This is a genomic window from Streptomyces sp. NBC_00236, from assembly GCF_036195045.1.
In the GTDB taxonomy this organism is placed as follows: Bacteria; Actinomycetota; Actinomycetes; order Streptomycetales; family Streptomycetaceae; genus Streptomyces.
This window is the reverse complement of the sequence record NZ_CP108100.1, coordinates 139723-165433: the sequence shown is the minus strand read 5'-3', so window position 1 is coordinate 165433 and position 25711 is coordinate 139723. Positions and strand designations below refer to the sequence as shown.

The following is a 25711-nucleotide window of genomic DNA, read 5'->3' as shown; positions in this document are numbered from 1 at the left end:
AGAGTACTGTCACCCCCCGCCGTCCCGCAGGCCCCGGGATCAGAAAGAATCTGACACTGCATCAGAAAATCTCTTCCCTCGTCCGTCGGACTGCGGCATCCTGCCGCCCATGGAGACGGAGCTGAGTCAAAAACTGGGGATCGAGCACGCCATCTTCGGCTTCACGCCCTTCCCGGCGGTGGCCGCGGCCATCACCCGGGCCGGTGGATTCGGCGTACTCGGCGCGGTCCGCTACACCGCACCCGACGACCTCGCACGCGACCTCGACTGGATGCAGGAACACACCGACGGCAAGCCCTACGGCCTCGACGTCGTCATGCCGGCGAAGAAGGTGGAGGGTGTGAGCGAGGCCGATGTGGAGGCGATGATCCCGCCCGGCCACCGGCAGTTCGTCCAGGAGACCCTCGCCAGACACGGCGTCCCCGAACTCGCCGACGGCGAGGCGTCGGGCTGGCGCATCACGGGCTGGATGGAGGAAGTCGCCCGCAACCAGCTGGATGTGGCGTTCGACTACCCCATCAAGCTCCTCGCCAACGCGCTGGGCTCACCGCCCGCCGACGTCGTCGCCCGCGCCCACGACCAGGACGTCCTCGTCGCCGCCCTCGCCGGAAGCGCCCGGCACGCACGCCACCACGCGGACGCGGGCATCGACATCGTCGTCGCGCAGGGGTACGAGGCGGGCGGCCACACCGGCGAGATCGCCTCCATGGTCCTCGTCCCGGACGTGGTCGACGCCGTGGGGCCGCTCCCGGTCCTCGCCGCGGGAGGCATCGGCAGCGGTGAACAGATCGCCGCCGGACTCGCCCTGGGCGCCCAGGGCGTCTGGCTCGGCTCCCTCTGGCTGACCACCGAGGAGGCCGACATGCACTCCCGGGCCCTGACGGCCAAGCTCCTGGCCGCGGGCTCCGGCGACACCGTCCGCTCGCGCGCCCTCACCGGCAAACCCGCACGCCAGCTCCGTACCGAATGGACCGACGCCTGGGACGATCCGTCGGGTCCGGGCACCCTGCCCATGCCGCTTCAGGGACTCCTGGTCGCCGAGGCCGTATCCCGTATCCAGAAGTACGAGACGGGCGCCCTGCTCGGCACGCCCGTCGGCCAGATCGTCGGCCGGATGAACACCGAACGCAGCGTGCAGGCCGTCTTCGACGACCTGACCAGCGGCTTCGAACGAGCCATCGACCGGATCAACCGCATCGCCGGACGGAGCGCCTCATGAACCAGCCGCCCAACGGCTTCTGGGCCCAGGCCACCGCCGACCCCGACCGCACGGTCCTGATCGCGCCCGACGGCGGGACATGGACGGCGGGGCGGCTGCACGCCGAGGCCAACCGCATGGTCCACGGACTGCGCGCGGCCGGACTCGAAGAGGGCGACGCCTTCGCGGTCGTGCTGCCCAACGGCGTCGAGTTCCTCACCGCCTACCTCGCCGCCTCGCAGGCCGGCTTCTACCTCGTCCCCGTCAACCACCACCTCGTCGGGCCGGAGATCGCCTGGATCGTCTCCGACTCCGGCGCCAAGGTGCTCATCGCCCACGAACGCTTCACCGAGGCAGCGACCGCCGCCGCCGACGAGGCGAAACTGCCCACGAGCCACCGCTACGGCGTCGGTGCGGTCGACGGCTTCCGCCCGTACGCCGAACTGCTGGAGAACCGGCCGGTGTCGCCCCCGGAGGGCCGCACGCTGGGCTGGGTCATGAACTACACCTCCGGCACCACCGGCCGCCCGCGCGGCATCCGCCGCCCGCTGCCGGGCAAGCTTCCCGAGGAGAGCTACCTCGGCGGCTTCCTCGGCATCTTCGGCATCAAGCCGTTCGACGGCAACGTCCACCTGGTCTGCTCGCCGCTCTACCACACCGCCGTGCTCCAGTTCGCGGGCGCCGCCCTGCACATCGGCCACCCCCTCGTCCTGATGGACAAGTGGTCGCCCGAGGAGATGCTGCGGGCGATGGACACCCACCGCTGCACCCACACCCACATGGTCCCCACCCAGTTCCACCGCCTTCTCGCCCTCCCCGAAGGGGTCCGGCAGCGGTACGACGTCTCGGCGATGCGCCACGCCATCCACGGCGCCGCCCCCTGCCCCGACCACGTCAAACGGGCCATGATCGACTGGTGGGGCCGGTGCGTGGAGGAGTACTACGCGGCCAGCGAGGGAGGCGGCGCCTTCGCCACCGCCGACGACTGGCTGAAGAAGCCGGGCACCGTCGGCCGGGCCTGGCCGATCAGCGAACTCGCGGTCTTCGACGACGACGGCAACCGGCTCGGCCCGGGCGAGCTCGGCACCGTCTACATGAAGATGAGCACCGGCGGCTTCAGCTACCACAAGGACGAGGGCAAGACGAGGAAGAACCGCATCGGCGACTTCTTCACCGTCGGTGACCTCGGCGTGCTGGACGAGGACGGCTATCTCTTCCTCCGCGACCGCAAGATCGACATGATCATCTCCGGCGGGGTGAACATCTACCCCGCCGAGATCGAGAGCGCCCTGCTCAGTCACCCCGCCGTCGCCGACGCCGCCGTCTTCGGCATCCCGCACGCCGACTGGGGCGAGGAGGTCAGAGCGGTCGTCGAGGCCGCCGAGGGACACGAGGCGGGTGACGAGCTCGCAGCCGAGATCCTCGGGCACTGCGACGGCCTGCTCGCCGGGTACAAACGGCCCAAGACCCTCGGCTTCATCACGACGATGCCCCGCGACCCCAACGGCAAGCTGTACAAACGACGGTTGCGCGAGCCGTACTGGGAAGGGCACAGCTGACGGCCTGTCCGGGCGTCCCTCCCTGCGAGCGGGCACCGGCCGCTGCTCCGGGGGCGGCGTGCACCTGTCCGTCTTCGTCGCGTTCGTCTTCCTCGCGATCAGCCCCCGACCGGTCAACGGGCAGGGGCCGATCGCGGGCCACCGGGTCTCAGCGGTGCTCGTGCACCCGCACCACCTTCAGGGCGGGTGAACGCGCGATGTCCTCCTCGCAGAACCGCGACGTCACCCAGCGCTCACCCGAGTACAGCTCGGTCTGATCGCTGTAGTGCGGCGACGCCGGGTTCGACGACTGCGCGTAGGTGAGCAGGGTGCGCGCCACCGGACAGGGACCGCCGTCCCAGCCGACCGCCTGGATGTAGCTGGAACCGGTCGAGATGTCCGTGTACCCGCCGGCCGCCGCGTCCCACACACCCTCCGTCTTGTTCCAGATCCCCAGGGCCTCCGTCCCGCCGCCGATCGGGATACGCCGTTCACCCCGCAGTACGGACTGGTGCTCGCCCAGCGGTGCGTCCAGGGCGATGCCCGCACCCCTCAGCTCGGTCACCGCGTCGGCGAGGGCTGCGAGGACAGGCGGTGCCGAGGTGTTGAGCGTGTTCGGCGTGCCGACCGGGTCGGCCGGGGAGAACGGCACCTTCCACAGGTCGGACGCCGGCACGGCCACCGCCCGGCGCCAGAACCGGTCGAAGAGCAACGCGCCCCGGCTCCCCGTGTCGACCGTCCGGTCCCAGGCGCGCAGCACCGGGCAGGCCGCCGAGACGTCGACCGGTGTGCCCGTGCTCCCGGGAGTCGTGCCACCGGGCAGCGTCTCGCAGGCGCGTGCCAGACCGGATGCGGCCAGGTCACCGGCCGGCGCCCGGTTCGCGAACTGCTGGCGCTGCAGATCGGCGACGGTCAGCCGGCCCTGCTCCGCCATCGCCGAGACGTCCTCGACGGCGCCCCGCGTCCGCATGGAGCGCGGTGTGCCCACGTTCCCGAAGATGCGTTCGTACCCGGTCAGCGGGGCGTCGGCGTTCGTCAGCCAGGCGCTGTCGTTGGAGTTCTCGACGTACGGCGCGTTCTCCACGGTGGGCATCCGGCCCGGGCCGAAGATGCCGGGCTGCACCGCGTCCGGATCCGACCCCGGTACGCAGTCGCTCCGCGAGCCGTCGAGCACCGCGAGTCCCGACGTCGGATACGTGGCCCTGCCCAGCGGCGCCGAACAGCGCTGCACGAGCTCGTCCGTGATCCTCGGCAGCACCTGCGACTGCGAGAAGAGCGTGTGCCCGGCGGAGTCGGCCGCGATCGTGTTGACCCACGGCAGCCCCTGCGTACGTCGCAGCGCCTCCTTGATCCCGGCCGTGCTGCGGGCCTTGCTGAACCCGAGCGCGGTGTCTCCGGAGCGCAGGTTCACCGCGTTCGGGTCGCCCAGCGCGTACGCGGCCGTCTGCGTCCAGGGCAGCGGCAGACCCGCACCGAGCGAGGTGACGACGGGGCCGTACCGGGTCCACCACTGGGTGCGCGTCACCGACCCGCCGCCCTCGACCGCGACGGAGACCGTGCGCTTCGTCATCCGCTGCGGCTTCCCGTCCACCAGGTACGCGGTCGGATCGGCCGGATCGAGGGCCAGCTGATGCAGGTTGAGCGTGACGCCCGTGGCCACCGTGTGGCTCCACGCGACGTGCGCGTTGTGCCCGATGGACATCGTCGCGGAACCCAGCAGCGAACCGCCCGCCACATTCAGCTCACCCGGGATGGTCTGCTGGGACTGCCAGAACCGCCGCCCGCCCTGCCAGGGATAGTGCGGGTTGCCGAGCAGCAGCCCGCGCCCGTTCGCCGTCGTACTGCCGCGGAACGCGACGGCGTTGGACCCCATGTCCGCGTTCTGCGTCGACAGCAGCCGCGCCGCCGCGTCCGCCGCCTCGCCGGGCGCCGGGGGAGCGGGCGCCGGGGCGGCGGCGGGCGGCTGCGCGGCCGTGATGCCGTCGATGCCGCGGCCCTGGCCGCCGAGCACGGAGAGCGCGAAGGCCCGCTCCGCGACATCGAGCGTGGTCACCGGGCGCACCCAGCGGGCGCCCCGGCAGGCAGGGTCGGTGATCCGGTTCTGCGCCAGCCAGGCGTTGTAGCCGGCTGCCCAGCCGCGCTGGAGTTCCTTCGTCGCACGGCTCGGTCCGGCCGGGGCGGGCACCTTCAGCAGCTTCTCCACGGTGCGGCTGTCGCGTACCCCGCGGAAGTACAGGTCGCTGGACAGGTTCTTCGCCGCCGAGGACAGCGAGCCGTCCGGCGCCGCGTCCTGACCGAAGTACCGGGACCGCTCCCCGCGCAGCGTGACGAAGCCGTCGGCGAGCGTGCACACCTGGTCGGCGGCCTGCGCCCAGCCGTTGCCGAAGCCCAGATTCGCGTAGTCCTTCGCCACGATGTGCGGAATGCCGTACTCGGTGTAGCGGATCACGGCGGTCAGCCCGCCGCCCGACGGATGGTGAGTGCGGGTGGTGTGCGCCGAGGCCGGCGGCAGGGACGCCGACACGGTGAACAGCGCGAGACCGGATACGGCGAGAATCCTCAGACGGTTCCGGAGGGGCAACGTTCCTCCCAACTCTGCGGGTGCGAGAGACGGTTACTCAGGAGTTCGAGATGTCATGGGCCACTCAGCCAGCACGCCTGTACGTCTGTCAACATCCCGGTCGGTATCCAGACCTTGACCCCGCGGCCCCGGCCGCACAGGATCACGCCATGACCGGTGTACGCAGCAGCACAGTCGACGGCGTCGTGACCCGCAGCGCACGGCGCACCCCCGAGCGGACCGCCCTGCGGTACGCCGACCGGGCCTGGACCTACCGCGGGCTCGACGAGGCGGTCAGCACCGCGGCCGCCGTCCTCATGGACGGCCACGGACTGCACCCGGGGGACCGGGTCGCCTCCTACGCCCACAACTCCGACGCGTACCTGATCGCGTACCTCGCCTGCGCCCGCGCCGGACTCGTCCATGTGCCGGTCAACCAGAACCTCACGGGCGAGGACCTCGCGTACATCCTGAGCCAGTCAGGCAGCTCGCTGGTCCTCACCGACCCCGACCTCGCCGGCCGTGTCCCGCCGGGGCATGCCGTACGGCCGCTGCGCGACGCCCCCGGCTCGCTCCTGGCCGAACTCGGCACTCCGCGCCCCTTCACGTCCGCGCACGAACCGTCGGCGGACGACCTCGTGCAGCTGCTGTACACGTCCGGCACCACCGCCCTGCCCAAGGGCGCGATGATGACGCACGGCGCCCTCGTCCACGAGTACGTCAGTGCCGTCACCGCCCTCGATCTGCGCGCCGCCGACCGGCCCGTGCACGCCCTGCCGCTCTACCACTCGGCGCAGATGCACGTGTTCCTGCTGCCCTACCTCGCGGTCGGCGCCGAGAACACGATTCTCGACGCCCCGGACGCGGCCCGGATCTTCGGCCTCGTCGAGTCGGGGCAGGCCGACAGTCTCTTCGCCCCGCCCACCGTCTGGATCGGTCTTGCCAACCACCCGGACTTCGCGGTCCGCGACCTCGGCGGTCTGCGCAAGGCGTACTACGGGGCTTCGATCATGCCCGTCCCGGTACTGGAACGCCTGCGCGCACGCCTTCCGGAGCTCGCCTTCTACAACTGCTTCGGCCAGAGCGAGATCGGCCCCCTCGCCACCGTCCTGGGACCGGACGAGCACGAGGGCCGGATGGACTCCTGCGGCCGGCCCGTCCTCTTCGTCGAGGCGAAGGTCGTCGACGAGAACGGCAAGGACGTTCCCGACGGCACCGCGGGCGAGGTGGTCTACCGCTCGCCCCAGCTGTGCAGCGGCTACTGGGACAAGCCCGAGGAGAGTGCCGAGGCGTTCCGCGACGGCTGGTTCCACTCCGGCGACCTCGCCGTCCGTGACGCGGAGGGCTACTTCACCGTCGTCGACCGGGTGAAGGACGTCATCAACTCCGGCGGCGTCCTCGTCGCCTCCCGCCAGGTCGAGGACGCGCTCTACACCCACCCCGCCGTCGCCGAGGCGGCCGTCGTCGGACTGCCCGACGAGCGCTGGATCGAAGCCGTCACCGCCGTGGTGGTGCTGCGCGGGGAGGCCACCGAGGCCGAACTGATCGACCACGCCCGCGAGAAGCTCGCCCACTTCAAGGCCCCGAAGAGGGTCGTGTTCGTGGACGCTCTCCCGCGCAACGCCAGCGGAAAGATCCTCAAGCGCGAGCTCCGCGACCGCTTCGCCTGAGTCGAAGAGGGCGGCTACCGACGGACGAGGGCGACCCCGACATGGAGAAGCTGTCGGTGGCGTCCCTGGTCTCCGGGACGGCCGCGCCCGGGCGCGGGCGGAGCGCCGTGACCAGACGCGGGGCGGCTGTTGGGCCCCGACGTCAACTGCCCCGCTGCTCCCGCTCGTCCACGATCCTTCTGAACTTGCCGACGGACCTCTCCAGCGTCTCCGGATCGAGGATCTCGACCCCGACCGATACGCCGATCCCGTCCTTGACGGCCGCCGCGACCGAAGCGGCGGCCGCCTCCCGCTGCTCCGGTGTCGCTCCGGCCCGGGCCTCGGCCCGTACCGTCAGCACGTCCAGCCGCCCCTCCCGGGTCAGCCGCAGCTGGAAATGCGGCGAGACCCCCGGTGTACGGAGCACGATCTCCTCGATCTGCGTCGGGAAGAGGTTCACCCCGCGCAGGATCACCAGATCGTCGCTGCGCCCGGTGACCTTCTCCATGCGCCGGAAGACCCGGGCCGTGCCGGGCAGCAGCCTCGTCAGGTCGCGGGTCCGGTAGCGGATCACCGGCATGGCCTCCTTGGTGAGCGAGGTGAACACCAGCTCGCCCTCCGCCCCTTCGGGCAGCACCTCGCCGGTGAACGGGTCGACCACCTCCGGATAGAAGTGGTCCTCCCAGATGTGCAGCCCGTCCTTCGTCTCCACGCACTCCTGCGCCACCCCCGGACCCATCACCTCGGACAGCCCGTAGATGTCGACGGCGTCGATCGCGAACCGCTCCTCGATCTCGCGGCGCATCTCCTGAGTCCACGGCTCGGCGCCGAAGATCCCCACCTTCAGCGACGTCGTCCGTGGGTCGACGCCCTGTCGCTCGAACTCGTCCAGGAGCGTCAGCATGTAGGACGGCGTCACCATGATGATCTCGGGCCGGAAGTCCTGGATCAGCTGGACCTGCCGGGCCGTCATGCCGCCCGAGGCCGGAATGACCGTGCAGCCGAGCCGCTCCGCGCCGTAGTGCGCGCCCAGCCCGCCGGTGAACAGCCCGTACCCGTACGCGACATGGACCTTGTGCCCGGGGCGTCCGCCGGCCGCCCTGATCGAGCGGGCCACCACGTCGGCCCAGGTGTCCAGGTCCTTGTCCGTGTAGCCGACGACCGTCGGGCGGCCGGTCGTGCCACTGGAGGCGTGGATCCGCCGCACCTGCTCCTCGGGTACCGCGAACATCCCGAACGGGTAGTTGTCGCGCAGATCGGCCTTGGTGGTGAAGGGGAACCGGGCCAGATCGGCCAGCGAGCGGCAGTCGTCCGGATGCAGCCCCGCCCGGTCGAACGCCCGCCGGTAGTGACCGACCCGGTCGTACGCATGATGCAGGGTGGCCCGCAGCCGCTCCAGCTGCAGAGACGCCAGCTCCTCGCTGCTCATCCGTTCCGCAGCGTCCAGCAGAACCGCCATGCCGATCTCCCTCGTCCGTGCGCCGTGCAGACGACCGATCATTCGGTCGTTCCTTCCGGGAGCAGTAATTCAGGATCTTCCCCGGTGTGGCAAGAGGCGCGGCGTATCCGGAACGTGCCACCGATACGCCCCTACCGAACACGGCTGCATCACCCGGTCGGCCCTGTTTGGATGGGTCCATGCCGACCTTCCGCACGTACGACGGGACCGAGCTCGCCTATCACGTCATGGGGGAGGGCGAGCCGCTGATCTGCCTGCCGGGCGGTGCGATGAGAGCCGGCGCCTACCTCGGGGACCTCGGCGGGCTCTCCGCCGTACGGCAGTTGGTCGTCCTCGATCTGCGCGGCACGGGGGACTCCGCCGTACCGGACGACATCTCCACCTACCGGTGCGACCGGCTCGTCGAGGATATCGAGGCGTTGCGCCGGCACCTGGGGATCGACGGTGCCGACCTGCTCGCCCACTCGGCGGCCGGGGACCTCGCCGCGCTCTACGCGGCACGGTACCCGCAGGCGGTGCGGAGCCTGATCCTCGTCGCGCCCACCACCAGGGCGGTCGGCTTTCCGTTCGTCGAGCGCGAGGCCCGGGAGGCCGCCGCGCTGCGCAGCGCCGAACCCTGGTACGGGCAGGCGCTCCCGGCTCTGGAGGAGATCTGGGCAGGACGCATGACGGACGAGCTGCGCGCAGCGGCCAGGCCGTTCCTCTACGGGCGCTGGGACGCGGCCGCACAGGCTCATGCGGATCTGTCCGCGCGGCAGATCAACTCCGAGGCGGCGCAGGCCTATTACGGGCAAGGGGCGTTCGACCCGGCCGCGACGGTCGCCGCGCTGCGGACCCTTCCTTGCCCCGTGCTCGTCCTCGCAGGCGCGTACGACGGCGTGACCACGCCCGACCGCGCCGCCGAACTGGCCGCACTCTTCCCGGAATCGGAGTTCGCCGTGCAGCGCGGCGCCGGTCACTTCCCCTGGCTCGACGACCCGGGCGCCTTCGTCCGGACCGTCACCGCCTTCCTGGACCCGGACGTGCACAGCGTCCAGGCCGGCGGGGTCCGGCTCGCCCACCGCGTGTGGGGCGACCCGTCCGCACCTCCCGTCGTCCTCGTCCACGGACGGTGCGGTTCCAGCAACACCTGGACCACCGTCGCCGAACGGCTCGCCGCCCGGCACCGGGTGTACGCCTTCGACTTCCGCGGCCACGGACTCAGCGACTGGCCAGGCCGCTACTCCTTCGAGCTGTTCCGCGACGACCTGCACGCCTTCCTGGAAGTACGCAACCTCGCCGGTGCCACGGTCGTCGGACACTCCATGGGCGGCGCCGCGGCGTATCTGCTCGCCGAACGGCAGCCCGGACTCATCGGCCGCCTCGTCATCGAGGAGGCGCCGCCGCCCTTCCCGCTCGAAACGCCCCGAGCAGTCGCCGAACGCCCCGACGGGCAGCTGGACTTCGACTGGCCGCTGGTGCCCTCCATCGACGCCCAGCTGGGCGACCCGGATCCGGCAGGCCGTGAACTCCTCGGCCAGATCACCGCCCCCACCCTCGTCATCGGCGGTGGCCCCAGGAGCCGGATCGACCAGCAGGACATCGCCCGGATGGCCCGGCTGATTCCCGGCGCGCAGCACGTCACCATCGACGCGGGCCACCTCGTGCACACCGAACGACCGGAGGAATTCCTTGCGGCCCTCCGGTCGTTCGGTGTGGGCTGAGCCCGTTCAGCCGCGTCAGTCCCGGCGCAGCAGCGCCACCATGACCTCGTGCAGCGCCGCGTCGGCGTCCTCGACACCCGACTCCGCGCGCCAGGCGACGAACCCGTCGGGGCGCACCACCACGGCGCCCTCGGCGCTCGTCCCGTGCGCCTCGGCCCAGTCGGCACCCTCCTCCGGCTCCAGGTCCCCGCCCGGGCCCGTGCCGATCCCGAACGCGTCGAGCCGCACCCCCAGCCGTTCGCCGACCCGCGCGGCCGCACGGCGCCACGCCACGTCCGCCGCATCGGTCAGCAGCACGAACGACCGCTCGTACAGATCCAGCGTGGAGATTCGCTCACCGGCCCGGCGGACCCACAGGTGCGGTGCCCTGCTGCCCGGTTCACCCGCCAGCTGTACGCCCTCGGGCACCACGGGCCACTCCGGTCCGATGCCCAGCACCGCGCCGTCCACATAGCGGTAGCCCAGCGCCACGTTCAGCATCCCGCCGCGCTTCCCGCCACCCACGGTCGGCGGAGCCGCGTACCCCGGATGGCTGTGCTCACCCGAACGGGCCGAGGCCCGCTCGCTCGTCGCCCGGGCCACCGGCCGCCGCTCCGCCTCGTACGTGTCCAGCAGGCCAGGACCCGCCTCGTCGCGCAGCACGGCCGCGAGCTTCCACGCCAGGTTGTGTGCGTCCTGGATGCCCGTGTTGGAGCCGAACGCCCCGGTGGGCGACATCTCGTGCGCCGAGTCGCCGGCCAGGAAGACGCGGCCCCGTGAGTAGCGGTCGGCCACCCGCTCCGCGGCGTGCCACGGCGCCTTGCCGGTGATCTCGACGTCGATGTCCGGCGCCCCGACCGCCTTGCGGATGTGGGCCACGCACCGCTCGTCCGTGAAGTCCTCCAGCGTCTCGCCCCGGTCCGGCTGCCACGGCGCGTGGAACACCCACTCCTGCTCGTTGTCCACGGGCAGCAGCGCTCCGTCCGCCTCAGGGTTGGTCAGGTAGCACACGATGAAGCGCCGGTCGCCCAGCACCTCGGCGAGCTGCCGGGACCGGAAGGTGATGCTCACGTTGTGGAACAGGTCACCGGCACCCGAACGGCCGATGCGCAACTGCTCCCGGACCGGGCTGCGCGGGCCGTCGGCCGCGATCAGGTAGTCCGCCCGCACGGTGGTGTGCTCGCCCGTCTCCCGGTTCTTCAGGACCGCCCCGACGCCCGTCGCGTCCGGGTCGAACGAGAGCAGCTCGGTGGAGAAGCGCAGATCGCCGCCCTGCTCCCGGGCCCGGTCCAGGAGCACCGGCTCCAGGTCGTTCTGGCTGCACAGGCACCAGCCGCTCGGGCTGAAACGGGCCAGTGCGCCACCCGGGTCGATTTCCTTGAACAGCCACTCCTGGTCGTCACCGGTCAGTGAACCGGCTTGCAGAATGCCGTGGTTCTCCGCCAGGACGGACGCCGCCGCACGGATCTGCGGCTCCACTCCCGCCTTGCGGAAGATCTCCATCGTGCGGACGTTGTTGCCGCGGCCCCGCGGGTGTGTCGAAGTGGCGGCGTGCTTCTCGACCAGCAGGTGCTCGACGCCGAGCCGGCCGAGGAAGAGGGACGCGGAAAGGCCCACCAGGGAGCCGCCCACGATGAGGACCGGTACTTGGACGTCGACGTTCTCGTTCATGTGTTGCTCCTGCTCGGACGCCGTACAGATGCAGTGTCCATGCCCTTGTCGGAGCCTTGTCGGAGCGGTTCGGACGCCCGCTCACCTGAACGGTTCATAAATCTCGCGTCAGGCGGACCAGCGTTTCACGATCGGTCACGGAGACGTCGCCCACGGTCCGGGCGGACCGTGCGCATCCGCCGGGAGATTCCCCGCTCCGACCCCCCACTCGACGGTTCCCACCGGCCCGGCCGGCTCGCCTCGTCTCGAAGGAGTTCTCAAGATGACCACCACGCTCTCGGAACGGACCTCCCAGTCCGCCTTCGACGGATCAAGGCTGCGGGTCATCCTGCTGCTTGACCTGCACGACGGCGCCCAGAAGCAGTTCCTGGAGGCGTACGAGCACATGCGCAACCAGGTCGCCTCCATCCCCGGCCACATCAGTGACCAGCTGTGCCAGTCCATCGAGAACCCGTCGCAGTGGCTCATCACCAGCGAGTGGGAGAGCGCGCCGCCCTTCCTCGCCTGGGTCAACAGCGAGGACCACGTCGCCACGGTCCAGCCCCTGCACAGCTGCGTGCGCGACACCCGCTCGCTGCGCTTCAGCGTCCTGCGCGAGACCGGAGCGGCCTTCGAGGAGAGCTTCGAGCCCGTCAAGGGCGGTCTTCAGGCCGCGCCCCGTCTCGGGGACGGGGTGGTGCGCCATGCGCTGACCTTCACCGTCAAGCCGGGCACCGAGGAGATCGTCGCGAAGATCCTCGCCGACTACGACTCCCCGCAGGCCCGGGTCGACGAGCACACCCGGCTGCGCCGCACCTCGCTGTTCATGCACGGCAACCGGGTGGTGCGCGCGGTCGAGGTCGAGGGCGACCTCCTCGCGGCCCTGCGCCACGTCTCCCGGCAGCCCGAGGTCCGGGCCGTCGAGGAGGCCATCAACCCGTACCTGGAGCAGGACCGCGATCTGGCCGACCCCGACTCCGCGAGGATGTTCTTCACCCGGGCGGCCCTGCCCACCGTCCACCACGTGACGACAGGCCGCCACGCAGCCGGGGAGCGCAAGCGCCACGCGCTGTTCTACCAGGCCAAGGAGGGCTGCGGAATGGCGCTGGCCCGCCTCCTGGCCGAGCACGACGAGGAGGAGGCCGACAACACCGGCAGCCCCATCGAGAGCAGCACGATCTTCCAGCGCGACGACATCGTGGTCCGTCTGCTGGAGGTGGACGGTCCGCTCGACGCACAGCCCGCCAAGGCCCTCGGCATCCACGGCCCCGGCAAGGCCGCCCGGCTCGCCCGCCTCCTCGACGGCGAGGCGAACGCCGTGCCGGCGAGCGACGAGGACGCCGCACGCTTCCTGGCCCGGTCCGGGATGACGCTGATCACCGACCGGCGGGCCGCGGAGTCCTGAGCCGCGCAGCAGCACTCTGGGGGGTTCTCGCTCAACCCGTCGACACAACGCGCCATGCGCCAGGAGGAAAGCAGTCATGACCATGCACCGGCCACGCATCGTGGACCTCAGTGAGACCCAGCCCAACACCAGGCGCGGGGGTGACCTGCGCGCCCTTCTCACCCCGACGGCCGTGGGCGCCACCAGCGGCTTCATGGGGCTGGCCATCATTCAGCCCGGCGACCGCATCGCGGAGCACTACCACCCGTACTCCGAGGAGTTCGTCTACGTCGTGGACGGGCTGCTCGAAGTGGACCTGGACGGTGAGCCGTACGCGATGAGGCCGGACCAGGGACTGCTGATCCCCCTGAACGTACGCCACCGCTTCCGCAACGTCGGTGACGTCGAGGCGCGCATGGTCTTCCACCTCGGCCCGCTCGCGCCCCGCCCGGAACTCGGCCACGTCGACACCGAGGTCACCGAGCCGGCCGACCGGGGCGCGCCGCCAGAACGAACCGAGGCCGCCTCATGACCCGGCGTGTGGCCGTCACCGGCGTCGGCGTCGTCGCCCCGGGCGGCATCGGCACCCCGGCCTTCTGGGACCTCCTCTCCAACGGCCGCACCGCGACCCGGGGCATCACCCTCTTCGACCCGGCCGGCTTCCGGTCCCGGATCGCCGCCGAGTGCGACTTCGACCCGGCGGCCCACGGACTGGACGAGGAGGAGGTCGCCCGGGCGGACCGCTACGTGCAGTTCGCGATGGTGGCCGCCCGCGAGGCCCTCGCCGACGCGGGCCTCGACCCGGAGCGGACCGACCCGTGGCGCATGGGCGTCTCGCTCGGCACCGCGGTCGGCGGCACCACCCGGCTGGAGCACGACTACGTCGCCGTCAGCGGCAGCGGAGCACGCTGGGACGTCGACCACCGCCCGGCCGGGCCCCATCTGGAGCGCGCGTTCTCACCCAGTTCGCTGGCCGCGGCGGTCGCCGAACAGGTCGGCGCGCACGGCCCGGTGCAGACCGTCTCCACCGGCTGCACCTCCGGCCTGGACGCGATCGGCTACGCCTTCCACTCCATCGAGGAGGGCCGCGTCGACGTGTGCATCGCCGGGGCGTCGGACTCCCCGATCACCCCCATCACGGTGGCGTGCTTCGACGCGATCAAGGCGACCTCGGCCAACAACGAGGACCCGGAACACGCGTCCCGGCCCTTCGACTCCCGCCGCGACGGCTTCGTGATGGGTGAGGGCGGAGCCGTACTCGTCCTGGAGGAACTGGAGCACGCACGCGCCCGCGGCGCGACGGTGTACTGCGAGATCGCGGGCTACGCGACCTTCGGCAACGCGTACCACATGACCGGGCTGACCCCGGAGGGCCTGGAGATGGCCGAGGCCATCAACCGGGCACTCGGGCACGCCGGCATCGCCGCCGCGGACATCGACTACGTCAACGCGCACGGCTCGGGCACCAAGCAGAACGACCGGCACGAGACCGCTGCCGTGAAGCGGGCGCTCGGCGCACACGCCCATGACGTACCGATGAGTTCCATCAAGTCGATGGTGGGTCACTCGCTCGGGGCGATCGGCGCGATAGAGATCGCCGCGTGCGTACTCGCCCTGGTCCACCAGACCGTGCCGCCGACGGCGAACTACGAGTCCCCGGACCCCGAGTGCGACCTCGACTACGTGCCCCGCACCGCACGTCCCCTGAAACTGCGCAGCGTCCTGTCGGTCGGCAGCGGATTCGGCGGATTCCAGTCCGCGGTGGCCCTGACCAGAAGCGGTGGGAGGACACCATGAGCAAGGCCCGGCAGGCCAGGCAGACCGTAGTCACCGGTATCGGCGTCGTCGCCCCCAACGGCACGACCACCGAGGCCTTCTGGAAGCGGACGCAGGAAGGCATGAGCGTCCTGGACCGGGTCACCCGGGAAGGGTGCGAGGAGCTGCCCCTCCATGTGGCCGGCGAGGTCCGGGGCTTCGACCCGGTCTCGCTGATCGAGGAGCGCTACCTCGTGCAGACCGACCGGTTCACGCACTTCGCGATGGCCGCGGCCGACATGGCACTGGACGACGCCAGGCTGGGCCGCGCCGACTACGAGGACGCGCCGTACAGCGTGGGCGTGGTCACCGCCGCCGGTTCGGGCGGCGGCGAGTTCGGCCAGCGCGAGCTGCAGCGGCTGTGGGGCCAGGGTTCCAAGTACGTCGGCCCCTACCAGTCGATCGCCTGGTTCTACGCGGCCAGCACCGGCCAGATCTCCATCCGCGGCGGCTTCAAGGGGCCGTGCGCGGTGGTGGCCAGCGACGAGGCCGGCGGCCTCGACGCGCTGGCGCACGCCGACCGGTCCGTCCGGCGCGGCACCGACGCGGTGGTGGTCGGCGCGGCGGAGGCCCCGCTCGCGCCCTACTCCGTCGTCTGCCAGCTCGGCTACCGGGACCTCAGCGCCGCCGAGGAGCCGACGCGGGCCTACCGGCCGTTCACCTCGGACGCCTGCGGATTCGTGCCCGCCGAGGGTGGGGCGATGTTCGTGGTCGAGGAGGAGACGGCGGCCCGGGAGCGCGGCGCGCGGGTCCGGGCCGAGATCGCCGGTCACGCGGCCACGTTCACCACCGCGATGCGCTGGGAGGAGTCCCGCGAGGGCCTCGCCCACGCCATCGAGGGCGCCCTGCGCGAGGCCGGCTGCGCCCCCGAGGAGATCGACGTGGTCTTCGCGGACGCGCTCGGAGTCCCGGCGGCCGACCGGGCCGAGGCGCTGGCGCTGGCCGACGCGCTCGGCGCGCACGGCCGCCGCGTCCCGGTGACGGCACCCAAGACGGGTATCGGACGGGCCTACTGCGGAGCCCCCGTCCTGGACGCGGCCGCCGCCGTCCTCGCCATGGAGAACGGACTGATCCCGCCCACGCCGAACGTCTTCGAGGTGTGCCACGACCTCGACGTCGTCATGGGCAAGGCCCGCCCCGCCGAGCTGCGCACGGCCCTCGTGCTCAGCCGCGGCCTCATGGGCTCCAACGCGGCGATGGTGCTCCGGCGCCCCGTGTGAACCCACCGACACCCCCCGTGAGAAGGAGAAGCCCTCATGACCGACCGACTGACGTACGAAGAGCTCGCGTCCCTGATGAAGAAGGGCGCCGGACTGACCGTCGACCCCCGGGAGATGGAGAACCGGTCCGCCGCGGCCTTCGACGAGTTCGGCCTCGACTCGCTGGGCCTCCTCGGCATCGTCGGCGTACTGGAGAACCGGCACGGGCAGCCGCTGCCGGCCGACGCCGACCGCTGCAAGACCCCCCGCGAGTTCCTCGACCTCGTCAACAACAGCCTCATGACAGGAGCCTGAAGTGTCCGGACACACCGAGAACGAGATCATCATCGCCGCCCCCCTGGACCTCGTCTGGGACATGACGAACGACCTGGAGAACTGGCCCCAGCTGTTCAGCGAGTACGCCTCGGTCGAGGTCATCGAGCGCGACGGTGAGCGGACCACCTTCCGTCTGACCATGCACCCCGACGAGAACGACAAGGTGTGGAGCTGGGTCTCCGAGCGCACCACGGACCGCCTCGGACGCACCGTCCGTGCCCGCCGCGTCGAGCCCGGCCCGTTCCAGCACATGGACATCCACTGGGAGTACGCCGAGGCTCCCGGCGGCACGCGGATGCGGTGGACGCAGGACTTCGCCATGCGCCCCGACGCCCCGGTCGACGACGCGTGGATGACCGACAACATCAACCGCAACTCCCGTGTCCAGATGGAACTCATCCGGGACAAGATCGAGCAGCGCGACCGCGAGCGCCGTACGGCCGCCGTCCCGGCCAACTGACACACCGTCCGCCGACGGCGTCCGCCCGCCCGGCCTTCCCGGCCGGGCCCCGGACCGGGTACCAGAAAGGCACCACCTGATGCACCACGCTCTGATCGTCGCCCGGATGGCACCGGAATCGGCGCCGGACATCGCCGAGCTGTTCGCCGCCTCCGACAGCAGTGAGCTGCCGCACCTGGTGGGCGTCACCCGGCGCAAGCTGTTCCAGTTCGGCGACGTCTATCTGCACCTGATCGAGTCCGAGCGCCCGCCGGGCCCGGAGATCGCCAAGGTGACGGGTCATCCGGCGTTCAAGGACATCAGCGACCGGCTCACCGCCTTCGTCAGCCCCTACGACCCGCAGACCTGGCGGGGACCGAAGGACGCGATGGCGCAGGAGTTCTACCGCTGGGAGCGCGACTCCACGGCCTGACGGCATGACGGGGCCCCGGGCCCGGCCTTGCGGCCGGGCCCGGGGCCCCGTCATGTGCGGACGCGTCAGCCGGGGACCACGCACTCGAACGCGTGGAGGTACGGGTTGACCGGCCGGATCTCGCCGACGGCCAGTCCGGCGTCGGACAGCCGGTCGACCAGGCTCTGCCGGGTGTGCTTGGCACCGCCGACGTTCAGGAGCAGCAGCAGGTCCATGGCGGTGGTGAACCGCATCGACGGGGTGTCGTCGACGAGGTTCTCGATGACGACGACCCGGGCCCCGGGACGGGCCGCCGCGATGACGGCGCGCAGCGCCCGACGGGTGCTGTCGTCGTCCCACTCCAGGATGTTCTTGATGATGTAGAGATCGGCCGCCACCGGAATGCCCTCGCGGCAGTCACCGGCCACGATGGACGCCCGGCCCGCGAGCGAACCGCCGTCCCGCAGCCGCTCGTCGGCCCGTGCGATCACACCCGGCAGGTCCATCAGGGTGCCGCTGACCGAGGGGTGCTTCTCCAGCAGGCTCGCCAGCACATGCCCCTGGCCGCCGCCGATGTCGGCGACGACCGACACCCCGGAGAGGTCGAGCAGAGCGGCGACGTCCAGCGCGGACTGCACGCTGGACGTCGTCATCGCCCGGTTGAACACCTGGGCCGACTCGTGGGCGTCCTGGTGGAGGTAGTCGAAGAACTCCTTGCCGAACACGTCCTCGAAGACGTTGCCGCCGGAGCGCACCGCGTCGTCCAGCCGGGGCCAGACCTCCCACGTCCACGGCTCCGTGCACCACAGCGAGATGTCCCGCAGGCTGTGCGGGTCGTCCTCGCGCAGGAGCCGTGACATGTCGGTGTGGGCGAAGGTGCCGTCGGCGTTCTCGGCGAAGATGCCGTAGCAGGACAGGGCACGCAGCAGCCTTCGCAGCGGCCCCGGTTCGGTCTTCACCACGGCGGCGAGCTCGTCCGCGGTGGCCGGCTTCTCACCCAGCGCGTCCGCGACACGCAGTCGCGCCGCGGCGCGCACGGCCGCTGAGCGGGCCGCGCCGAACACGATCTCGCGCAGCCGCATGGCCGGCTGCGGGGTGGGAACCGGCTGGACGGGAGTGGTGGTGGGGGTGGTGCTCACGGTGGTCATACCGTCTCGCTTCTCCTCGTGCGGGGGGACACCGGTCAGCACATTCCGGCCGGTGCGGAGGTGGTGCAGCGATTGCCGGTGAATCGGTTGCCCGTGCCGGCGGTGTCCTGGTCGGCCAGGTCCGCCGGCTGGTTGCCCAGGACCGTGTTGTCGCTGATGGTGTTGTCGGTGTTCTTCGCTCCCACGAAGCTCTTGAACAGCACGACGCCGCCCGAGAGCGGGGTGGCGCCCACGTTGTCGCGGATCACGTTGGACCGCACCTCGGTGGACTCGGTCCCGGTGAGGACGATCCCGGAGCCCTGGATCGCCGGCAGCCGGTCGGTGGCGGCGCAGAACTTGTTGTTGCCGGTGATCCGGTTCGACCGGATGGTCATGGCGCCGGCCTGCGGCGTTCCCTCGTCGCCCACGACGAACACACCGCTGCAGTTGGCGGTGAAGGTGTTGCCGTTCACCATCAGGTTCCGCACGCGGCGGGCGGTGAACCCGATCCGGTTGTCGGTGAGGGTGTTGCCCCGGACCCGGGTCCCGCCGGTGTCGGTGGCGCCGCCCTCCTCGTCGACGCTGTTGGCGACGAAGATGCCGGCGTCCCCGTTGGAGCGGGCGGTGTTGTGCCGGAGGTCGGAGCGGGTGGACCGCTGCTGCGCGATGCCCCAGACGCCGTTGGACGCCGCGGTCACCGAACGGACCTCCAGCCGGTCCGTCCAGGACGCCCAGATACCGCTCCTGGTGAAGCCGGACACGGTCAGGGACCTGATGGACACGTCGTCCACGGTGTTCTGTGCCGTGCCCAGGACGCAGATCCCGTTGCCGGCCTTGGCGCAGGCGTTCTCGGTCCGGGCCGCGCTTGCGCCGGGCTTGATGACGGTACGGTCCCCGGAGCCGCGCAGGGTCAGTCCGGGGGTGGTGATCAGCACGCTCTCCCGGTAGGTGCCGGGCCGGACGACGATGGTGTCACCGGGCTGCGCGGCGTCCACCGCTGCCTGGATGGACTCGCCCGGACGCACCACGTGGCCGCCCGCGGCGGCGGCCGGGCCGGACGGGGCGAGGACGCCCAGTCCGGCGGCCGAGGCGGCGGCGATGCTCACGAGGCTGGTGATGTGTCGTTTCCTCATGAGCCGAAGCTATGGGCGATCACCCCCCGATGCCACGCAGGGTGCCCGGTTGCTCACGGGCCGTGCCCGAATGGCTTACGTCGTGGCGAAGGCCCCGCGTCCGTCGTGGACGCGGGGCCGGGCACTCGGGTGATTCGCCGCCTATCGGTCGGTGGCCGGGCGAGGTGCGACGACCGTGCGGGCCCACCGGTAGTCGGCCTTGCCGCTGGGGGAGCGCTGGATCTGCGGGGCGATGACCAGGTGGCGCGGGATCTTGTAGCCGGCCAGCCGGGTGCGGCAGTGCGCCTGTACGTCGTCGAGCGAGGGGGCCTCGGCGCCCTCGCGCAGCTGCACCACGGCCGCGACCCGGTTGCCCCACCGCTCGTCGGGGGCGCCCGCGACCAGCGCGTCGTACACGTCCGGATGGGACTTGAGAGCCTGCTCGACCTCCTCCGGATACACCTTCTCGCCCCCGGTGTTGATGCACTGCGAACCCCGGCCGAGCACGGTCACGATGCCCTCGGCGTCGACCGTCGCCATGTCGCCGAGCAGGACCCACCGCTCGTCACCCTTGCGGAAGAACGTCTCGGCGGTCTTGCCCGGGTCGTTGTAGTAGCCGAGCGGTACGTGACCGCGCTGGGCGATCCGCCCCGCCTCGCCCGGCACCACCGGTTCGTACGTCGCCGGGTCGACGACCGCGGTACGGGCGTTGACCCGGAGCCGGAAGCCGTTCTCCGGGCCGGAGTCGGCGGTCGCGGTGCCGTTGAAACCGGACTCGGAGGATCCGAAGTTGTTGAGCAGCATCACGTGGGGGACCAGTGCCTGGAACTCCGCCCGTACCGAGTCGGACATGATCGCGCCTGAGCTGGAGACGGAGAACAGCGCCGAACAGTCGGTGCCCTTCAGCGGTCCCTTCAGGGCGTCGATCAGCGGCCGCAGCATCGCGTCGCCCACCAGCGACACGCTCGTGACCTTCTCCTTCTCGATGGTGCGGAGCACCTCGTGCGGCACGTACTTGCGATGGACGACGACCCGCTGTCCGAAGTTGAAGCCGATGAACGCGGTGAGTGTCGAGGTGCCGTGCATCAGCGGGGGAGTGGGGAAGAAGGTGATGCCCTCCCCGCCGGCCGCCACCCGCTCGGCCAGCTCCTCGGGGGTCTTCACCGGGTCGCCCGTCGGGGCGCCGCCGCCCAGGCCGGAGAAGAACAGGTCCTCCTGGCGCCACATCACCCCCTTGGGCATGCCCGTGGTGCCCCCCGTGTAGATGATGAACTGGTCGTCGGCCGAGCGGGCCGGGAAGCCGCGCCCCGCCTCCCCGGCCGCCTCCGCCGCCGCGAACGCCACCGCGTCGGGCCCGGGCGTGCCGTCCGCCGACGCGCCCACCCGCACCAGATGGCGCAGCCTCGGTGCCTGCGGGGCGGCGGCGGCGACGCGCTCGTCGAACTCCGCGTCGAAGACGAGCGCCGCCAGATCCGCGTCACGGTAGAGGTAGACCAGCTCCTCCTCCACGTAGCGGTAGTTGACGTTGACGGGGACGATGCGTGCCTTCATGCAGGCCAGCACGGTCTGGAGGTACTCGATGCCGTTGTAGAGGTGCAGCCCGAGATGCTCGCCGGGGCCGATGCCCGCCTCGATGAGGTGATGGGCGATGCGGTTGGCCGCGGTGTCGAGCTCCGCGTACGTGAGCCTGCGTTCCGCACCTGTTCCGGGATGGTCGAGGTAGACGAGCGCCTCGCGTTCCGGGACAGCGTCGACGACCGATTCGAACAGGTCGGCAAGGTTGTACTCCACCGTTCCTCCTGACCCCGGTTGCTGAGTGGCCCGGCGGTCATTAGAGCGCCGACCGGCACAAGTGGGAAGGGGGTCCGGGAAGAAATCTGACTGACTGTCAGAAAACTATTGAACTGCCTCCCCGCTTACTGCAACCTGTTCCAGTGCCGCGTCAGCCGAGGTTCGCCCGGTAAGGAGCGGCGTCAGGTGCGTGCTCTCGGCGCCCCGGCCGGAAGCCCTCGTACTGGACGTACCCGGGCTTTCGGCCGGTGCGGCGAGAGTGCGTGCATGGCGTCGCGACGGGGCGAACCTCGGCTGACGCGGCACTGGCCTTGAGACGGGAGACAGACCATGGGCGGAACGGAACACCTCACCGTGCAGCGCGAAGGCGCCACACTGGTGCTCACCTTGAACCGGCCCGAGAGCAAGAACGCACTCTCGCTGCCGATGCTGGTCGGCCTGTACGACGGCTGGCTGGCCGCGGACGAGGACGAGGAGGTCCGCTCCGTCGTCCTCACCGGAGCCGGCGGCTGCTTCTGCGCCGGCATGGACCTGAAGGCACTCGCCGGCAAGGGAATGGAGGGCGAGCAGTACCGGGACCGGATGACGGCCGACCCCGATCTGCACTGGAAGGCCATGCTGCGCCACCACCGCCCCCGGAAGCCGGTCATCGCCGCCGTCGAGGGCCACTGCGTGGCCGGCGGCACCGAGATCCTGCAAGGCACCGACATCCGCATCGCCGGTGAGAGCGCCACGTTCGGACTCTTCGAGGTCCGCCGCGGCCTCTTCCCCATCGGTGGTTCCACCGTGCGGCTGCCGCGCCAGATCGCCCGCACCCACGCGCTCGAAATGCTGCTCACCGGCCGCCCCTACTCGGCGGACGAAGCGGCCCGGATCGGACTGATCGGCCGGGTCGTTCCCGACGGCACCGCCCTGGAGGCGGCCCTCGCCGTCGCCGAGCAGATCAACGCCTGCGGCCCGCTCGCCGTCGAGGAGGTCAAGGCCTCGGTGTACGAGACGGCGGAGATGACCGAGAGCGACGGCCTCGCTGCCGAACTCAAGCGCGGCTGGCCCGTCTTCGCCACCGCCGACGCCAAGGAGGGCGCCCGCGCCTTCGCCGAGAAGCGCCCGCCCGTGTACCGGCGGGCCTGACCGACGAGACACCCGCCCCAACCCAAGGAGGCAACCGTGCCCGAAGTCCTCAGCGCACCACTGGTGGTCGAATTCCCCTTCACCCGCTCCCTCGGCCCGGTCCAGAGCGCCTTCCTCACCGGACTGCGCGAACGCACCGTGCTCGGCGTCCGGACCGGCGACGGCAAGGTCCTGGTCCCGCCCGTCGAGTACGACCCCGTCACCGCCGAGGAGATCCGGGACCTGGTCGAGGTCGCGGCCACCGGAACCGTCACCACCTGGGCCTGGAACCCGGCCCCCCGCCGCGATCAGCCGCTCGACACCCCCTTCGCCTGGGTGCTCGTCCGCCTCGACGGCGCCGACACCGCGCTCCTGCACGTCCTGGACGCACCCGGACCCGACGCCGTCCACACCGGTATGCGCGTCCGCGTCCGCTGGGCCGGAACCCGCACCGGCGCCATCACGGACATCGCCTGCTTCGAGCCGTACGAAGGTGAGCCCGGCGGATCCGCCCCGCACGACGGCGAGTTCGCGGACCCGGTCACCGGCATCGTCACCCCCGCCCGCCTCGACTACACCTACTCGCCGGGCCGCGCGCAGAGCGCCTACCTCGAAGCGCTCGCGAGCCGGCGCGTCGTCGGGGAACGCTGCCCGTCCTGCCGCAAGGTGTACGTCCCGCCGCGAGGCGCCTGCCCCACCTGCGGGGTCGCCACCGACGAACAGGTCGAGGTCGGACCGCGCGGCACGGTCACCACCTTCTGCGTCGTCAACATCAAGGCGAAGAACCTCGACATCGAGGTCCCCTACGTCTACGCCCACATCGCCCTCGACGGCGCCGACCTCGCCCTGCACGCCCGGATCGGAGGCATCCCGTACGACCAGGTGCGGATGGGACTGCGGGTCGAACCCGTCTGGTCCGAGGGAAACCGCCACCCCGACCACTACCGGCCGACCGGTGAGCCCGACGCCGACTACGACGCGTACAAGGAGCTGGTCTAGATGCGAGACGTAGCGATCGTCGCCTTCGCGCAGACCGACCATCTGCGCCGCACCGACGAACTGTCCGAAGTCGAGATGCTGATGCCCGTCCTGCACCAGGTCCTCGACGCGACGGGCCTCAGGACGAGTGACATCGGATTCACCTGCTCCGGCTCCAGCGACTACCTCGCCGGCCGCGCCTTCTCCTTCACCATGGCGCTGGACGGGGTGGGGGCGCACCCGCCGATCTCCGAGTCCCATGTCGAGATGGACGGCGCCTGGGCCCTGTACGAGGCCTGGGTGAAGATCCAGACGGGCGAGGCGGACACCGCGCTCGTCTACGCGTACGGGAAGTCCTCGCCCGGCCAGGTTCGGGACGTCCTCACCCGTCAGCTCGACCCGTACTACACCGCCCCGCTGTGGCCCGACTCCGTCGCACTCGCCGCGCTCCAGGCGCAGGCGCTGATCGACGCGGGCGACACGGACGAGACCGCGCTCGCGGCCGTCGCCGCCCGCAGCCGCGCGGACGCCTCGGACAACCCGCACGCGCAGCTCAGCGGGCCGGTCCCGGCCGGTGACTACCTCGTTCAGCCGCTGCGGACCGGCGACTGCCCGCCCATCGGCGACGGCGCCGCCGCCGTGATCCTCGCCGCGGGGGACACCGCGCGAGCCCTGTGCGCCAGGCCCGCCTGGATCCGCGGCATCGACCACCGCATCGAGGCCCACGGCCTCGGAGTGCGCGAGCTCACCGAGTCTCCGTCGACCCGGCTCGCCGCCGAACGGGCCGGGGTCTTCGAACGACCCGTCGACACCGCCGAGTTGCACGCCCCGTTCAGCTCCCAGGAAGTGGTGCTGCGCAAGGCGCTCGGCCTGGGCGACGAGGTCAGGGTCAACCCGTCCGGCGGCGCGCTGGCCGCCAATCCGGTGATGGCAGCCGGGCTGATCCGCCTCGGTGAGGCCGCCGCCCGTATCCACCGCGGCGAGTCCGACCGGGCGCTCGCCCATGCCACGTCCGGGCCCTGCCTCCAGCAGAACCTGGTCGCCGTTCTCGAAGGGGAGAGTGCTCATGCCTAAGGAGCCCGTGGCCGTCGTGGGCGTCGGCCAGACCAAACACGTCGCCGCCCGCCACGACGTCTCCCTCGCCGGTCTCGTCCGCGAAGCCGCCGTGGCCGCCCTCCAGGACGCCGGGCTGACCTGGGCGGACATCGACGCCGTCGTCATCGGCAAGGCCCCCGACTTCTTCGAGGGCGTGATGATGCCGGAGCTCTACCTCGCCGACGCCCTCGGCGCGGTCGGCAAACCGATGCTCCGGGTCCACACCGCGGGCTCGGTCGGCGGCTCGACCGCACTCGTCGCCGCGAACCTCGTCGCGGCCCGTGTGCACCGCACCGTCCTCACCCTCGCCTTCGAGAAGCAGTCGGAGTCCAACGCCATGTGGGGCCTCTCGCTCCCCATCCCGTTCCAGCAGCCCCTGCTGGCCGGCGCGGGCGGCTTCTTCGCCCCGCATGTGCGGGCCTACATGCGCCGGACCGGGGCGCCGGACACCGTCGGCTCGCTCGTCGCGTACAAGGACCGGCGCAACGCGCTGAAGAACCCGTACGCGCACATCCACGACGCGGACATCACCCTGGAGAAGGTCCAGGCGGCGCCGATGCTCTGGGACCCCATCCGCTACTCGGAGACCTGCCCGTCCTCCGACGGGGCCTGCGCGATGATCCTCACCGACCGCGCGGGCGCCGAGCGTTCACCGCACCCGCCCGCCTGGGTGCACGGCGGTGCGATGCGCAGCGAACCGACCCTTTTCGCAGGCAAGGACTTCGTCTCGCCGCAGGCCGGGAAGGACTGCGCCGCCGACGTGTACCGGCAGGCAGGCATCAGCGACCCGCGTCGCGAGATCGACGCCGTCGAGATGTACGTCCCCTTCTCCTGGTACGAACCGATGTGGCTGGAGAACCTCGGCTTCGCGGCCGAGGGCGAGGGCTGGAAGCTCACCGAGGCCGGAGTCACCGAGCTCGACGGGGACCTGCCCGTGAACCCCTCGGGCGGCGTGCTCTCCACGAATCCCATCGGCGCCTCCGGAATGATCCGCTTCGCCGAGGCCGCACTCCAGGTGCGGGGGCAGGCGGGGGAGCACCAGGTGGACGGAGCCCGCCGTGCGCTCGGCCACGCCTACGGCGGCGGGGCGCAGTTCTTCTCCATGTGGCTCGTCGGCGCCGAGCCACCCACGGGCTGACCCGGCCGTCCCGGGCAGGCCGCCCACCGCACACCGCGG

Annotated in this window: 21 protein-coding genes; 15 read left to right on the top strand and 6 right to left on the bottom strand. The window is 71.4% G+C overall.

The genetic code is table 11. From position 1 onward, the window contains the following. The first annotated feature begins 109 nt into the window (after positions 1–109). Together OG446_RS00780 and OG446_RS00775 are read left to right on the top strand one after the other, a co-directional pair. On the top strand, positions 110–1219 hold the full coding sequence (locus OG446_RS00780) for an NAD(P)H-dependent flavin oxidoreductase (RefSeq protein ID WP_328892141.1): 1110 nt from the start codon (positions 110–112) through the stop codon (positions 1217–1219). Then, positions 1216–2757 (top strand): acyl-CoA synthetase, encoded by a 1542-nt coding sequence (locus OG446_RS00775; protein ID WP_328892140.1) that lies wholly within the window; start codon positions 1216–1218, stop codon positions 2755–2757. The genes OG446_RS00780 and OG446_RS00775 overlap by 4 nt, the downstream gene beginning before the upstream one ends. A gap of 148 nt (positions 2758–2905) precedes the next feature. Here the strand turns inward: OG446_RS00775 and OG446_RS00770 are convergent, their stop codons facing one another. Beyond that, positions 2906–5317: a penicillin acylase family protein gene (locus tag OG446_RS00770; protein WP_328892139.1), complete on the bottom strand. Its 2412-nt coding sequence runs from the start codon at positions 5315–5317 to the stop codon at positions 2906–2908. A gap of 149 nt (positions 5318–5466) precedes the next feature. Here OG446_RS00770 and OG446_RS00765 point away from each other — a divergent pair, with 149 nt between their 5' ends. Next, entirely contained in the window at positions 5467–6966 is a 1500-nt protein-coding gene (locus OG446_RS00765; RefSeq protein WP_328892138.1) for an acyl-CoA synthetase, read from the top strand. A gap of 142 nt (positions 6967–7108) precedes the next feature. Here the strand turns inward: OG446_RS00765 and paaK are convergent, their stop codons facing one another. Further along, the gene (paaK, locus tag OG446_RS00760; RefSeq protein ID WP_328898163.1) at positions 7109–8404 is read right to left on the bottom strand and encodes a phenylacetate--CoA ligase PaaK; all 1296 of its coding nucleotides are present in this window, start codon (positions 8402–8404) and stop codon (positions 7109–7111) included. Between the two features lie 179 nt (positions 8405–8583). On the opposite strand from paaK, the gene OG446_RS00755 reads away from it, so the two are divergent. Continuing rightward, positions 8584–10107, top strand: a complete 1524-nt coding sequence (locus OG446_RS00755) for an alpha/beta fold hydrolase (protein ID WP_328892137.1) — start codon at positions 8584–8586, stop codon at positions 10105–10107. A 15-nt stretch (positions 10108–10122) separates the two neighbouring features. Here the strand turns inward: OG446_RS00755 and OG446_RS00750 are convergent, their stop codons facing one another. After that, positions 10123–11757 (bottom strand): FAD-dependent oxidoreductase, encoded by a 1635-nt coding sequence (locus OG446_RS00750; RefSeq protein ID WP_328892136.1) that lies wholly within the window; start codon positions 11755–11757, stop codon positions 10123–10125. Between the two features lie 262 nt (positions 11758–12019). Between OG446_RS00750 and OG446_RS00745 the strand changes: the two genes are divergently transcribed. The 7 genes from OG446_RS00745 to OG446_RS00715 all read left to right on the top strand — a co-directional run bounded on the left by OG446_RS00745 (position 12020) and on the right by OG446_RS00715 (position 17342). Continuing rightward, positions 12020–13141, top strand: a complete 1122-nt coding sequence (locus tag OG446_RS00745) for a SchA/CurD-like domain-containing protein (RefSeq protein WP_328892135.1) — start codon at positions 12020–12022, stop codon at positions 13139–13141. A 76-nt stretch (positions 13142–13217) separates the two neighbouring features. Beyond that, positions 13218–13652, top strand: a complete 435-nt coding sequence (locus OG446_RS00740; RefSeq protein WP_148018245.1) for a cupin domain-containing protein — start codon at positions 13218–13220, stop codon at positions 13650–13652. Beyond that, positions 13649–14917 carry a beta-ketoacyl-[acyl-carrier-protein] synthase family protein gene (locus OG446_RS00735; RefSeq protein WP_328892134.1) on the top strand — a complete coding sequence of 423 codons (1269 nt, stop codon included), beginning with the start codon at positions 13649–13651 and terminating at the stop codon, positions 14915–14917. The genes OG446_RS00740 and OG446_RS00735 overlap by 4 nt, the downstream gene beginning before the upstream one ends. Next, positions 14914–16155 carry a beta-ketoacyl synthase N-terminal-like domain-containing protein gene (locus OG446_RS00730; protein ID WP_328892133.1) on the top strand — a complete coding sequence of 414 codons (1242 nt, stop codon included), beginning with the start codon at positions 14914–14916 and terminating at the stop codon, positions 16153–16155. Before OG446_RS00735 ends, OG446_RS00730 begins: the two co-directional genes overlap by 4 nt. Before the next feature lie 36 nt (positions 16156–16191). Continuing rightward, positions 16192–16449 carry an acyl carrier protein gene (locus OG446_RS00725; RefSeq protein WP_328892132.1) on the top strand — a complete coding sequence of 86 codons (258 nt, stop codon included), beginning with the start codon at positions 16192–16194 and terminating at the stop codon, positions 16447–16449. Between the two features lies 1 nt (position 16450). Beyond that, the gene (locus OG446_RS00720) at positions 16451–16930 is read left to right on the top strand and encodes an SRPBCC family protein (RefSeq protein ID WP_328892131.1); all 480 of its coding nucleotides are present in this window, start codon (positions 16451–16453) and stop codon (positions 16928–16930) included. A gap of 79 nt (positions 16931–17009) precedes the next feature. Beyond that, positions 17010–17342, top strand: coding sequence for a TcmI family type II polyketide cyclase (locus OG446_RS00715; RefSeq protein WP_148018250.1), 333 nt, complete (start codon positions 17010–17012; stop codon positions 17340–17342). Between the two features lie 65 nt (positions 17343–17407). Here the strand turns inward: OG446_RS00715 and OG446_RS00710 are convergent, their stop codons facing one another. From OG446_RS00710 to OG446_RS00700, 3 genes are all read right to left on the bottom strand, one after another. Continuing rightward, the gene (locus OG446_RS00710; RefSeq protein WP_328892130.1) at positions 17408–18469 is read right to left on the bottom strand and encodes a methyltransferase; all 1062 of its coding nucleotides are present in this window, start codon (positions 18467–18469) and stop codon (positions 17408–17410) included. A 35-nt stretch (positions 18470–18504) separates the two neighbouring features. Beyond that, positions 18505–19581, bottom strand: a complete 1077-nt coding sequence (locus tag OG446_RS00705; protein WP_328892129.1) for a right-handed parallel beta-helix repeat-containing protein — start codon at positions 19579–19581, stop codon at positions 18505–18507. Between the two features lie 141 nt (positions 19582–19722). Beyond that, a complete protein-coding gene (locus OG446_RS00700) occupies positions 19723–21351 on the bottom strand; it encodes an acyl-CoA synthetase (protein ID WP_328892128.1) in 1629 nt (542 codons plus the stop codon). A gap of 330 nt (positions 21352–21681) precedes the next feature. Here OG446_RS00700 and OG446_RS00695 point away from each other — a divergent pair, with 330 nt between their 5' ends. The 4 genes from OG446_RS00695 to OG446_RS00680 are packed head-to-tail and all read left to right on the top strand — an operon-like array spanning position 21682 to position 25672. Beyond that, the gene (locus OG446_RS00695) at positions 21682–22482 is read left to right on the top strand and encodes a crotonase/enoyl-CoA hydratase family protein (RefSeq protein WP_328892127.1); all 801 of its coding nucleotides are present in this window, start codon (positions 21682–21684) and stop codon (positions 22480–22482) included. 36 nt (positions 22483–22518) lie between these two features. Further along, positions 22519–23460, top strand: a complete 942-nt coding sequence (locus tag OG446_RS00690; RefSeq protein ID WP_328892126.1) for a Zn-ribbon domain-containing OB-fold protein — start codon at positions 22519–22521, stop codon at positions 23458–23460. Continuing rightward, positions 23461–24513 carry a thiolase domain-containing protein gene (locus tag OG446_RS00685; RefSeq protein WP_328892125.1) on the top strand — a complete coding sequence of 351 codons (1053 nt, stop codon included), beginning with the start codon at positions 23461–23463 and terminating at the stop codon, positions 24511–24513. Next, positions 24506–25672 (top strand): thiolase domain-containing protein, encoded by a 1167-nt coding sequence (locus OG446_RS00680; protein ID WP_328892124.1) that lies wholly within the window; start codon positions 24506–24508, stop codon positions 25670–25672. Before OG446_RS00685 ends, OG446_RS00680 begins: the two co-directional genes overlap by 8 nt. Positions 25673–25711: the final 39 nt, after the last annotated feature.

What these genes read in the sequence shown, in the direction of transcription:
- OG446_RS00780 (WP_328892141.1), top strand. Translation starts at nt 110, where the DNA reads ATGGAGACGGAGCTGAGTCAAAAACTGGGGATCGAGCACGCCATCTTC.
- OG446_RS00775 (WP_328892140.1), top strand. Translation starts at nt 1,216, where the DNA reads ATGAACCAGCCGCCCAACGGCTTCTGGGCCCAGGCCACCGCCGACCCC.
- OG446_RS00765 (WP_328892138.1), top strand. Translation starts at nt 5,467, where the DNA reads ATGACCGGTGTACGCAGCAGCACAGTCGACGGCGTCGTGACCCGCAGC.
- paaK (WP_328898163.1), bottom strand. Translation starts at nt 8,404, where the DNA reads ATGGCGGTTCTGCTGGACGCTGCGGAACGGATGAGCAGCGAGGAGCTG.
- OG446_RS00755 (WP_328892137.1), top strand. Translation starts at nt 8,584, where the DNA reads ATGCCGACCTTCCGCACGTACGACGGGACCGAGCTCGCCTATCACGTC.
- OG446_RS00750 (WP_328892136.1), bottom strand. Translation starts at nt 11,757, where the DNA reads ATGAACGAGAACGTCGACGTCCAAGTACCGGTCCTCATCGTGGGCGGC.
- OG446_RS00745 (WP_328892135.1), top strand. Translation starts at nt 12,020, where the DNA reads ATGACCACCACGCTCTCGGAACGGACCTCCCAGTCCGCCTTCGACGGA.
- OG446_RS00740 (WP_148018245.1), top strand. Translation starts at nt 13,218, where the DNA reads ATGACCATGCACCGGCCACGCATCGTGGACCTCAGTGAGACCCAGCCC.
- OG446_RS00735 (WP_328892134.1), top strand. Translation starts at nt 13,649, where the DNA reads ATGACCCGGCGTGTGGCCGTCACCGGCGTCGGCGTCGTCGCCCCGGGC.
- OG446_RS00730 (WP_328892133.1), top strand. Translation starts at nt 14,914, where the DNA reads ATGAGCAAGGCCCGGCAGGCCAGGCAGACCGTAGTCACCGGTATCGGC.
- OG446_RS00725 (WP_328892132.1), top strand. Translation starts at nt 16,192, where the DNA reads ATGACCGACCGACTGACGTACGAAGAGCTCGCGTCCCTGATGAAGAAG.
- OG446_RS00715 (WP_148018250.1), top strand. Translation starts at nt 17,010, where the DNA reads ATGCACCACGCTCTGATCGTCGCCCGGATGGCACCGGAATCGGCGCCG.
- OG446_RS00710 (WP_328892130.1), bottom strand. Translation starts at nt 18,469, where the DNA reads ATGACCACCGTGAGCACCACCCCCACCACCACTCCCGTCCAGCCGGTT.
- OG446_RS00705 (WP_328892129.1), bottom strand. Translation starts at nt 19,581, where the DNA reads ATGAGGAAACGACACATCACCAGCCTCGTGAGCATCGCCGCCGCCTCG.
- OG446_RS00695 (WP_328892127.1), top strand. Translation starts at nt 21,682, where the DNA reads ATGGGCGGAACGGAACACCTCACCGTGCAGCGCGAAGGCGCCACACTG.
- OG446_RS00685 (WP_328892125.1), top strand. Translation starts at nt 23,461, where the DNA reads ATGCGAGACGTAGCGATCGTCGCCTTCGCGCAGACCGACCATCTGCGC.
- OG446_RS00680 (WP_328892124.1), top strand. Translation starts at nt 24,506, where the DNA reads ATGCCTAAGGAGCCCGTGGCCGTCGTGGGCGTCGGCCAGACCAAACAC.